The organism is Luteolibacter sp., from assembly GCF_058122085.1.
This window is the reverse complement of sequence record NZ_JBIKBQ010000136.1, coordinates 1-9,752: the sequence shown is the minus strand read 5'-3', so window position 1 is coordinate 9,752 and position 9,752 is coordinate 1. Positions and strand designations below refer to the sequence as shown.

At 61.1% G+C, this 9,752-nt stretch carries 11 protein-coding genes; 6 read left to right on the top strand and 5 right to left on the bottom strand.

All coding sequences use genetic code 11. The annotated features are described in order from the left end of the window. Positions 1 to 69 precede the first annotated feature (69 nt). From AC4DF4_RS16545 to metK, 5 genes are all read right to left on the bottom strand, one after another. Positions 70 to 867, bottom strand: a complete 798-nt coding sequence (locus tag AC4DF4_RS16545) for an SUMF1/EgtB/PvdO family nonheme iron enzyme (protein WP_490049216.1) — start codon at positions 865 to 867, stop codon at positions 70 to 72. A gap of 50 nt (positions 868 to 917) precedes the next feature. Continuing rightward, on the bottom strand, positions 918 to 1,379 hold the full coding sequence (locus AC4DF4_RS16540) for an RES family NAD+ phosphorylase (RefSeq protein ID WP_490049215.1): 462 nt from the start codon (positions 1,377 to 1,379) through the stop codon (positions 918 to 920). A gap of 2 nt (positions 1,380 to 1,381) precedes the next feature. Next, the gene (locus AC4DF4_RS16535) at positions 1,382 to 1,816 is read right to left on the bottom strand and encodes an Xre family toxin-antitoxin system antitoxin (protein WP_490049214.1); all 435 of its coding nucleotides are present in this window, start codon (positions 1,814 to 1,816) and stop codon (positions 1,382 to 1,384) included. 104 nt (positions 1,817 to 1,920) lie between these two features. Then, entirely contained in the window at positions 1,921 to 3,333 is a 1,413-nt protein-coding gene (ahcY, locus tag AC4DF4_RS16530) for an adenosylhomocysteinase (protein WP_490049213.1), read from the bottom strand. A gap of 24 nt (positions 3,334 to 3,357) precedes the next feature. Beyond that, on the bottom strand, positions 3,358 to 4,551 hold the full coding sequence (gene metK / locus AC4DF4_RS16525) for a methionine adenosyltransferase (RefSeq protein WP_490049212.1): 1,194 nt from the start codon (positions 4,549 to 4,551) through the stop codon (positions 3,358 to 3,360). Between the two features lie 65 nt (positions 4,552 to 4,616). On the opposite strand from metK, the gene AC4DF4_RS16520 reads away from it, so the two are divergent. From AC4DF4_RS16520 to dps, 6 genes are all read left to right on the top strand, one after another. Next, positions 4,617 to 5,528: an ArsR/SmtB family transcription factor gene (locus AC4DF4_RS16520; RefSeq protein ID WP_490049211.1), complete on the top strand. Its 912-nt coding sequence runs from the start codon at positions 4,617 to 4,619 to the stop codon at positions 5,526 to 5,528. Positions 5,529 to 5,543: 15 nt separating this feature from the next. After that, positions 5,544 to 6,359, top strand: a complete 816-nt coding sequence (locus AC4DF4_RS16515) for a phosphodiester glycosidase family protein (protein WP_490049210.1) — start codon at positions 5,544 to 5,546, stop codon at positions 6,357 to 6,359. Positions 6,360 to 6,436: 77 nt separating this feature from the next. Then, positions 6,437 to 6,805, top strand: a complete 369-nt coding sequence (locus AC4DF4_RS16510) for a hypothetical protein (protein ID WP_490049209.1) — start codon at positions 6,437 to 6,439, stop codon at positions 6,803 to 6,805. Between the two features lie 68 nt (positions 6,806 to 6,873). Further along, a complete protein-coding gene (locus AC4DF4_RS16505; RefSeq protein ID WP_490049208.1) occupies positions 6,874 to 7,773 on the top strand; it encodes a D-alanyl-D-alanine carboxypeptidase family protein in 900 nt (299 codons plus the stop codon). A 19-nt stretch (positions 7,774 to 7,792) separates the two neighbouring features. After that, complete coding sequence (locus tag AC4DF4_RS16500; RefSeq protein WP_490049207.1) at positions 7,793 to 8,941, top strand: aminotransferase class I/II-fold pyridoxal phosphate-dependent enzyme; 1,149 nt, start codon at positions 7,793 to 7,795, stop codon at positions 8,939 to 8,941. A 105-nt stretch (positions 8,942 to 9,046) separates the two neighbouring features. After that, positions 9,047 to 9,568, top strand: a complete 522-nt coding sequence (gene dps, locus AC4DF4_RS16495; RefSeq protein WP_490049206.1) for a DNA starvation/stationary phase protection protein Dps — start codon at positions 9,047 to 9,049, stop codon at positions 9,566 to 9,568. Positions 9,569 to 9,752 lie beyond the last annotated feature (184 nt).

Below are 9,752 nucleotides of genomic sequence, written 5' to 3'. Positions count from 1 at the left end.
TCTGTTTACTCATGGTGTTGGTTGATTTGAAACGTTTGTTCAAACAGGCGATGTCGGAACATCGCCCGATCAACCAGCACCAATCGATTTTAACATTTTAACGAAAAAAAATCCTCTTCCGCGCGCCACCTCTGAAGAGGAAGAAAAAGGGTAAAAGAGCAAAAGATCAAAGGGGAGAACGACGTCTTCTGGTGAGAAACGCGCTAGCTGCCCGCGCGTCCAACCATAAATATCAGCATCGTTCCATTCAAACACGTTCCCCGCCTGGTCGTTGGTCCCATACGCGCTTTGTGAATTCATCCCATACGCGCCCACATCGGTGAGAGCCATCCCCGGATAGCCCACATAGTCCCCGTCGTAATAATTCGCGGAATCCGCCACGCCGATGGTATTTCCCGAAATCGTATTGCTCTGCGTCGCCTGCGCCCAGTAGCCGCCCACGCCGGCACCGCCCTTGTTCGGATCGTAATAGGCCGCTTTATACCACTCGTTTTCGGAAGGAATCCAGACTGTGGCCCCCACGTTCTTGCTTACGCTCACGCCGCTGGTTGCGCCGTTGAGCGTGTAGGCTCCGTCTTCCGTGGTGGCGGCGGTCTGTGCGCCGGTAAGCTGGCCGTTGTGCATCCAGTTGGTGAAACGCGCCGCGTCGAACCAGCTCACAAAGGTGATCGGCTTGTTGCCGCTGCCGGGATTCACGGAATAGGTGAAACTACCAGACGACCCACTCTGCGAGATGCCGTTAATATAGCTGGTGGTCATGCCCGCGTTGTAGAGCGAGTAGCTGTCCGTCTTGGCCACGGCATTGAGGAACTCGGCATACTGCGAGATGGTCGTCTCGTTCTGCGCGATCTTGTAGAATTTTTTCATATTCCCAAACCCCAAGACCGCCTCAAAAAAGATCCCCTATCTATTGCCAGTCATCCCGCCAGCCGCGAATCAAAGCTGAACGGCAGCGGCTTGCCCGGGACCAGCTCGCTCATCAGCGGGTGGAAGGGATTGAGCAAAAGGGATTTTTCCTCGGGAATCACCACGCTCGGCAATTGCAGCGCGAGATTACCGCCAGACCGCAACCAGCTTGCGCCGAATGTCTGGGCCGCCCGCGACGACGGCTGCGCCCGCCAGTTTTCAGGAAGGGATGAAGCCGGGATGAGATCGATCCGCGAATCGGGGATTTCCAACTCGATCACCCTCCAATCGAGCCGCAGCGCCTCCCGCGGAGCGTGCACCAGGATTTCAAGCGCCGCGAGAGCCCGCGACTCAGCCAGATAGACCGCCGCGACACCCGGCAAATTCCAGCGTCCGCCGTAACGACGCGCGCCCTCGCCATCCAGCGCCGTGGCCGCCCATTGCTCCTGCACGATGCGGTAAAACAGCGCCATGATCAGGAAAAAACGCCGTGTTCCAAACGCCCCAACAAAGCATCCACCTCGCGCGCGCCGATCTCGGTGTCCGCGAAATCCAGCGGCGTCTCTCCATGAAACGCGAAGGCCGGAGCCGCCAGCCATGACCGCGCGCCTTCCAGCCCGCCAAGCGCCGCGCAGGCGTGAGCCACCAACCGCGCGTAGCGGACCAAACGGTCTGACTCGGCCCGATCCAGAACCCCGCCCTTTTTCCGGCGGTGAAGCGTGGCCCGGGACATCCCGAGCAGGCCACCCAGTCGCTCCTCCGTCACGCCCAGCGTTTCCTGCATGGCGTGAAATTCCGCCAGCGGCAGTCCGTCCCGGACCCGCTCGATCATGTAAGCGGCTTCCGGTTCCCTGAGGACGGAGGATTCCGGCGGGATGTGATCATGATAGTTCACCGGCTTCTTTTTCATAAGAAGCATTAAAATGCATCTTATGAATCATTTCAAGCATTTTTCCCAAAAAAAACAGCCAGCCGTTTTCACGACTGGCTGAAGGGAGTGGATCCGGAGGCGAATCAATAACGATATTGCTCGCCCTTGTAAGGACCTTCGACAGGAACGTTGATGTAGTCCGCCTGTGCCTGCGTCAGGGTCGTGAGCTTGGCTCCGACTTTGGCGAGGTGGAGACGGGCGACTTCCTCGTCGAGGTGCTTCGGCAGCACGGTGACCTGGCCGGGCTTGTTGGTGTCACGGTTCTTCCAGAGGTCGATTTGCGCGAGCGTCTGGTTGGTGAAACTGTTGGACATCACGAAGCTCGGGTGGCCGGTGGCGCAACCAAGGTTCACCAAGCGTCCTTCGGCGAGCATGTAAATGCTGTTGCCGCCCGGGAAGGTGTATTTGTCCACCTGTGGTTTAATGTTAGTGCGGATCACGCCGGGCGCATTGTTGAGCTTGTCGATCTGGATTTCATTGTCGAAGTGGCCGATGTTACAAACGATGGCTTGGTCCTTCATCTTCTCCATGTGCTCAAGGCGGATGATGTCGAAGTTCCCGGTGGTGGTGACATAGATGTCGCCCCAGCCGAGGGTGTCCTCGAGGGTCAGCACGCGGAAACCTTCCATCGCGGCTTGCAGCGCGCAGATCGGATCGACTTCGGTGACGACGACTTGCGCGCCCTGGCCGCGGAGGGCTTGGGCGCAGCCTTTGCCGACGTCGCCATAACCGCAGACCACGCCGACCTTGCCGGAAATCATCACGTCGGTGGCGCGCTTGATGCCGTCCACAAGGGACTCGCGGCAGCCGTAGAGGTTGTCGAACTTCGACTTGGTAACCGAGTCATTCACGTTGATGGCAGGAACGAGCAGCGTGCCGGCCTTTGCCATTTGATAGAGGCGATGGACACCGGTGGTGGTTTCCTCGGAAACGCCCTTCCAGTCCTTCACGATCTTCGCGAAGATGCCGGGTTGCTTGGCATGCACGTCCTTGAGGAGGTCCTTGATGACTTGTTCCTCGTGGTTGCCGGACGGGGTGTTGACCCAGTCGGAACCGTTTTCGAGTTCGTAGCCTTTGTGGATGAGCAGGGTCGCGTCGCCACCGTCATCGACGATGAGCTCAGGTCCGAGGCCTGCTGGATTGACCAGCGCCTTCCAAGTGCACCACCAATACTCCTCGAGGGTCTCGCCTTTCCAAGCGAAGACAGGAACACCAGTTGCAGCGATGGCTGCGGCGGCGTGGTCCTGAGTAGAGAAAATGTTGCAGGAAACCCAGCGCACTTCGGCACCGAGATCGACTAGCGTTTCAATGAGAACCGCCGTCTGGATTGTCATGTGCAGCGAGCCCATGATGCGCACGCCTTGCAGCGGCTTTTCCTTGCCGTATTTCTCACGGGTCGCCATCAGGCCTGGCATTTCGTGCTCGGCGATTTCGATTTCCTTGCGGCCGAAATCGGCGAGGCCGATGTCCCTTACTTTGTAGTCTGTGAAGCTCATATAATTGTTGGATAGATGATGGAATCAGCCGATTGCCTTGATGAGAGCGGCCGCCTTGTCGGTGGCTTCCCAGGTGAGATCAGGGTCGGTTTTGCCGAAGTGGCCGTAGTTGGTGGACTTCGAGTAAATCGGGCGGAGCAGCTTGAGCTGCTTGACGATGTCGGCTGGTTTGAAGGAGAAAACCTTCAGGATGGCTGCGAGAATCTTCTCATCCGGCTTGGTGCCGGTGCCGAAGGTGTCGACGTGCACGCTAACGGGAAGCGGATGGCCGATGGCGTAGGCGAACTGCACCTCACACTTGGTGGCGAGGCCGGCGGCGACCACGTTTTTCGCGACCCAGCGGCCCATGTAGGCGGCGGAGCGGTCCACCTTCGACGGGTCCTTTCCGGAGAAAGCACCACCGCCGTGACGGCCGGTGCCGCCGTAGGTATCAACGATGATCTTGCGGCCGGTTAGACCGGAGTCGCCTTGAGGTCCGCCGACGACGAAATTGCCGGTCGGGTTGATGAGATACTCGGTGTCCTTGGTGAGCATTTCCTTCGGCAGGACCTTTTTGATCACCTGCTCGATGCAGAATTTTTCAATCTCGGCGTGCTCCACATCCGCGGCGTGCTGGGTGGAAATGACGACGTTGACGATGCGGGTCGGCTTGCCATCGACGTATTCGACGGAGACCTGCGACTTGGCGTCGGGGCGGAGCCACTTGATCTTGCCGGTCTTGCGGATGCGGGTGAGCTCGCGGCCGAGGCGGTGGGCATACATGATCGGCGCGGGCATCAGCTCGGGCGTCTCGTTGCAGGCGTAGCCGAACATGATTCCTTGGTCGCCGGCACCTTGCTCGGCGTGTTTTTTGCCTTTCGCTTTCTTCGCATCGACGCCTTGGGCGATGTCCGGAGATTGCGTGGTGAGGTAGTTGTTGATGAAAATCTGGTCGGCGTGGAAAACATCGTCACCATTGGTGTAGCCGATGCCGCGGACTGCGTCGCGAATCACCTTTTCAATGTTGATCACCGAACCGATCGGCTTATTGCCGATTTTCGGGATGGTGATTTCGCCACCGACGACGACCACGTTGCTCTTCACGAAGGTCTCGCAGGCCACCCGGCTTTTCGGGTCGATGGCGAGGCAGGCGTCAAGAATGGCGTCCGAAATCGTGTCGGCAACCTTGTCTGGATGGCCTTCGCCAACGGATTCTGAGGAAAAAATGTAGGTGCTCATGTGCTTTTTTATTTTCGTATCGTCAAATCGTGATGCGTTGATGTATGAACCCGTGCATGCCGTCAATGCTGAAATCACTCAAGCTTCTTTCCGATCCCACCCGACTGCGGATTTTGATGTTGGTGGAGCATGAAGCCCTTTTCGTGGCTGAGTTGCAGGAAATCCTGGGAATGGGCCAAAGCCGGATTTCGACCCAACTTTCCCTGCTCAAAACCGAAGGTCTGGTGAGCGACGAACGCAGCGGGAAGAACAACATTTACACCTGCGCCGCGGATTCCGACCTGATGGAAGTGGCCCGCCTGGCCGCCGCCGAAGTGCCCGAAGTCGCGGCCGATGAAACCGCGCTGCGGCATTTGCTGCGGAAACGGAAGGACAGCTCGCGGGCGTATTTCGACGAACTCGCCGGACGTTTCGGCAAGGATTACGTGCCCGGCCGCTCTTGGAAGGCGCTGGCCGAGGCGCTCATCAAAGTGCTGAATTACAAAGTCGTCGCCGATCTCGGAGCCGGGGAAGGCACGCTTGCACAGCTGCTCGCCCAGCGCGCCGAGAAGGTCATCGCGGTGGATTTATCCCCGAAAATGGTCGAGTTCGGCCAAAACCTCGCCATCCAGAACGGACTCTCCAATTTGGAATACCGCATCGGCGACATCGAGACGCCGCCCATCGAAAACAATAGCCTCGACCTCGCCGTCCTGAGCCAAGCGCTGCATCACGCCGAACATCCGCAACGCGCGCTCGACGCCGCGTTGCGCATCCTCAAACCCGGCGGCCGGCTGATCGTTTTGGATCTCCTCCTGCACACTTTCGAGGACGCGCGCCAAATTTACGCCGACCGCTGGCTCGGGTTTTCCGAGAGCGATCTCGCCACGATGATGGAGAAGTCCGGCTTCGTGCAGATCGAAACCGTGGTCGCCGACCGCGAGAGCGAAGCCCCGAAATTCCAGACGCTGCTCGGCATCGGCACCCGCCCTGCCTGATTCCCCCGCCGTCCCATGCGACTTGAATCCATGCGCTATCTGATTTGCGGGCTGCTCGCGTTGCCCTTCACGAGCTGTTTTCCGGCGAAGCCGTTGCAGGAAGACATCCCGTTAGCCCGGGCCGCTGTGGTTCGGGAAATCCCCCCGGTCGAGCTCCCCTCCCCCGTGCCGCCGCGGCTGATGGTTCGCGAAATTTCCGGAATCACCTTCGAGGGCGTCGCCTTCGATTCGCGCGACCACCGACTCGTCGTCGCCGACCAAGCAAACGGCCCGGGCTCCAATTTTGCGGACTCCGCCGCAGCTGCCAGAGCCGGCGGTGGAATCGCCGCGGTGAACGCCGGCTTCTTCACCCCGGAAGGATATCCGCTCGGACTAGTCGTCGCGGCGGGGAAAATTTCCGGATCATGGAATACCGCATCCTCGCTCGGCAGCGGCGCATGGTTTGAAAACAACTCGGGAAAAACCGCCATCGCCCGCCGCGGAGCTATCAGCCGCGCCGAAGCATCCGCCATGCGCGAACTCATCCAAGCCGGCCCGCTGCTCGTCGAAAACAGCCGCACCGTCAGCGGACTCGAAGCCGCTAAATCCAGCATCCGCACGGTCATCTTGTGGGACGGTGGCACGCGCTGGTGGATCGGACGCAGCTCGCCCTGCACGCTCGCGGTTCTGGGCCAGGCACTCGCCGCTTGGCCCATCCGCCACGCGCTCAATCTCGACGGCGGCCGCTCCTCCGATCTCTGGATTTCCGAAAGCGTCTCCGGCGGTCCCGTTCTCCGGCGTGCGCCATGGAATCGCCCGGTCCGCAATTTCCTCGTGCTCGTCGTCAAGTGACGAATTCGCCTCGAAACGAATGTTGGACAGCCTGATTCCAAATGATATAGATGAACCACCTGCCAACAGGCAAAATCATGAACCGCGCGCTCCACATCGCCTCAGTTGTCGCCGCCCTCGCGCTGGCCTCCTGCTCTGCGGTCAAGCAGGCCGGCCAAGGGTCTCTGGCCTTTGTTCAGAAGACCACCTCCGCCACCACCAGCAAGGTTTCGAAGTTCTCGGAAATGGCCGTCAACACGATCAATCCGCCCGGAGTCAAGATCGTCGAGGTTCGTGAAAAGGATCTGAAAGAACTGCCGACCGGCCATGAAAAGGCCCTCGCCTTTGAAAACACCCGCAAGCGCGGCTTCTGGTTCTTCAACGGTCCCGTGGACTTCGCCGAGCCCACCCTGCCACAGCCCGGCGGTGAAACCGACGGCAGCCTGTTGCCGCCGAAAACCCCGTGATCCATGGATTCCCGCGAACACCTCATTCCCGGCTTGAAGCCCGCGCGCCGATGAGAATGATCCCCCGCATGTCACGGTTTCTTTGCGCCCGCCTTTTCGCACTCGCCTTCACCGGTGCGCTGATCACTTCCTGCGGTGGAAATCCCCCACCCCGCCCCCCCAGAGCCATCCCCGCCGCCGCGGGCGGTCAAACGGTCCACGTCGCCGCCATTCCGAAGACTCCCCCGCCTCCGGTCGCCGCCCAGAGCGCCATCGTCATCGATGTCGTCAGCGGCCGCGTTCTCTATGCGAAAAACGCCGATGCTCCCCGTGCCGTCGCCAGCACCCAGAAAATCATCACCGCGCTCTGTGTCCTCGATGCCGGAGACATCGACAAGCCCGTCACCATCCAGCCCATCGACGGCGCCTGCGAGCCCACCAATCTCAACCTCAAACCCGGCGACGTTTATCCCCGCCGCGAGTTGACCAAGGTGCTCATGGTGAAAAGCGCCAACGATGTCGCCCGCGCCCTCGCCCGCGATGTCGGCGGCAGCCAGGAATCCTTCGCCGTCCTCATGAACCAAAAGGCCGCATCGCTCGGCATGCGGAACTCGAACTTCATCAACCCTAACGGCCTTCCGAACCCAGGCCAATATTCGACCGCCCGCGACATGGCCATCGCCGCCCGCGCCGCTTACCGCAGCCCGCTGATCCGCTCCTTCACCGCCACCAAATCCTTCACCTTCCGCTTCAACGACGGCCACACCCGCTTCATCGAAAACACCAACCGCCTGCTCAAAACCGTCCCCTACTGCGACGGCCTGAAAACCGGCACCACCAACGCCGCCGGCCGCTGCCTCGTGTGCAGTGGCTCGCTCAACGGACGCTCCGTCATCGTCGTCGTGCTGAAATCCACCACGCCGAACGTCTGGAAAGACTCCAGCAAACTGCTCGCCTGGGCGCTCGAGCGTCCCGCTTCCGGCTCCTAACCGGCCTCCCCCGCCCCGCATGCCCAGCCCCGCCGAGTCCCTCCGCCAACTAGCCGCCGAGGGGTTGCTGCGTGGCCAACGCCCGCTCGACTCACCCACCGGAGTGCAAGTCGTCCGCGACGGCCGCACGCTCTGGAACTTCGCATCCAACGACTACCTCGGCCTCGCCCGCCACCCGGAAATCGAGGCAGCCCTCATCGAGGGCGTGCGGCGCTTCGGTGCCGGAGCCGCCGCGTCCCGGCTCGTCTGCGGCACCCTGCCGCCGCACCGACTGCTAGAAGAGGCGCTCGCCGGGGCGAAACAATCCGAAGCCGCCCTCACCTTCTCCTCCGGCTTCGCCACCGCGCTCGGCGTGATCCCCGCCGTCGTCGGGAAAGCGGACTTCGTCATCCTCGACAAGCTTTCCCACGCCTGCCTCGTCGATGCCGCCCGCCTTTCCGGCGCCACGATCCGCGTCTTCCCCCACAACGACCTTGGAAAGTTAGAGCGCCTGCTCGTCGCCACCCGGGCGAAATCACCCGCCGCCCGCATCCTTGTCGCCACCGAATCCGTCTTCAGCATGGACGGCGACCTCTGCCCGCTCCGCGAAATCGTCAACCTGACAGAAACCCACGACGCCCTGCTCCTGCTGGATGAAGCGCACGGATTCGGCGTCCTCGGCGAGCACGGCATGGGTCTCGCCGAGCAGGAAAATCTCCAACAGCGCGTCACCTTCCAAATGGGCACCCTCAGCAAGGCCGCCGGCCTTTCCGGTGGCTACCTCGCAGCATCCCGCGACTGGATCAACCTCCTCACCAACCGCGCCCGCTCGTTCATCTACTCCACCGCGCCGCCGCCCGCGCTGGCACACGCGGCGATCGCCTCGCTCGCGCTCATCCGTTCCGTCGAAGGCAAATCCCTGCGGGCGAAACTTCAGGAAAACATCACCCGGCTCTCTCCACAATCCACGCCCGTCATCCCGAAGGTATTAGGCAGCAACGAGGCCGCGCTCGCCGCCGCCGCGAATCTGGAACAAGCCGGTTTCCTCGTCCCCGCCATCCGCTACCCCACCGTTCCCCGCGGCACCGCCCGCCTGCGGATCAGCCTCTCGGCCGCGCACTCGGCCGAAACCATCCTGCGGCTGGCCGCCAAACTCGACAAAACGGGAACGATCTCCGGCAACCCGTGAGCGACGGTGCGACGGCGACTGACGCTTCTTCGCCGCGTCCTCTCGATGATTTGCGTTTCACTCGTTTCGATGCGATGGTTACCGGAACCATTATCCCCCATCGCCATGAAACGTCATAAAAACACGCTCACGGATACCCTCACCGTGTATCCCACCCAGAATGATATCCCGCTCGACCAACGCACCGAGCTCAACGTGCTGATGAATCTGCGCCTCGCGTCGGCCGTCGACCTGCAACTCCAGATGAAGCAGGCGCATTGGAACGTCAAAGGCCCGAGCTTCGTCGGCTTGCACAAGCTCTTCGACGAGATCGCCGAAGCCGTCGAGCAATACGTGGACATGATCGCCGAGCGAATCGTCCAGCTCGGCGGCATCGCCGAAGGGACTGTCCGCGTAGCAGCCAGTCGCACGCACCTCGACGAATATCCGCTCGACCTCTCGGAAGGCATGGCCCACGTCAGCGCCGTGGCCGCCGCCCTCGCCGCCTTCGGCAAGGAAGCCCGCACCACCATCGAGGAGGCCAACGCCTTCGACGATGCCGACACCGCCGACCTCTTCACCGAGGTTTCCCGCGGCATCGACAAGTGGCTGTGGTTCGTCGAAGCCCACTCCCACGCCATCACCTGAAGCTGCTTCAGCGCGACCTGTCAGCAACAACGACCCAGCCGCCGTCGCGGCTAACAGGTCGCCAAGCTTCTTGAATCCATACGTCTGAGGCGGACCCCGAAATTCGGGCCAGGGGTTAAGCTTTGATTGTGGTGGTCGGGCGCGGGTCTTGAACCCAAACTAAACCACACAAAATGAAAGCAAA

Coding starts and splice junctions, on each gene's coding strand:
- AC4DF4_RS16545 (WP_490049216.1), bottom strand. CDS start 867: ATGAAAAAATTCTACAAGATCGCGCAGAACGAGACGACCATCTCGCAG.
- AC4DF4_RS16540 (WP_490049215.1), bottom strand. CDS start 1,379: ATGGCGCTGTTTTACCGCATCGTGCAGGAGCAATGGGCGGCCACGGCG.
- AC4DF4_RS16535 (WP_490049214.1), bottom strand. CDS start 1,816: ATGAAAAAGAAGCCGGTGAACTATCATGATCACATCCCGCCGGAATCC.
- ahcY (WP_490049213.1), bottom strand. CDS start 3,333: ATGAGCTTCACAGACTACAAAGTAAGGGACATCGGCCTCGCCGATTTC.
- metK (WP_490049212.1), bottom strand. CDS start 4,551: ATGAGCACCTACATTTTTTCCTCAGAATCCGTTGGCGAAGGCCATCCA.
- AC4DF4_RS16520 (WP_490049211.1), top strand. CDS start 4,617: ATGCTGAAATCACTCAAGCTTCTTTCCGATCCCACCCGACTGCGGATT.
- AC4DF4_RS16515 (WP_490049210.1), top strand. CDS start 5,544: ATGCGACTTGAATCCATGCGCTATCTGATTTGCGGGCTGCTCGCGTTG.
- AC4DF4_RS16510 (WP_490049209.1), top strand. CDS start 6,437: ATGAACCGCGCGCTCCACATCGCCTCAGTTGTCGCCGCCCTCGCGCTG.
- AC4DF4_RS16505 (WP_490049208.1), top strand. CDS start 6,874: ATGTCACGGTTTCTTTGCGCCCGCCTTTTCGCACTCGCCTTCACCGGT.
- AC4DF4_RS16500 (WP_490049207.1), top strand. CDS start 7,793: ATGCCCAGCCCCGCCGAGTCCCTCCGCCAACTAGCCGCCGAGGGGTTG.
- dps (WP_490049206.1), top strand. CDS start 9,047: ATGAAACGTCATAAAAACACGCTCACGGATACCCTCACCGTGTATCCC.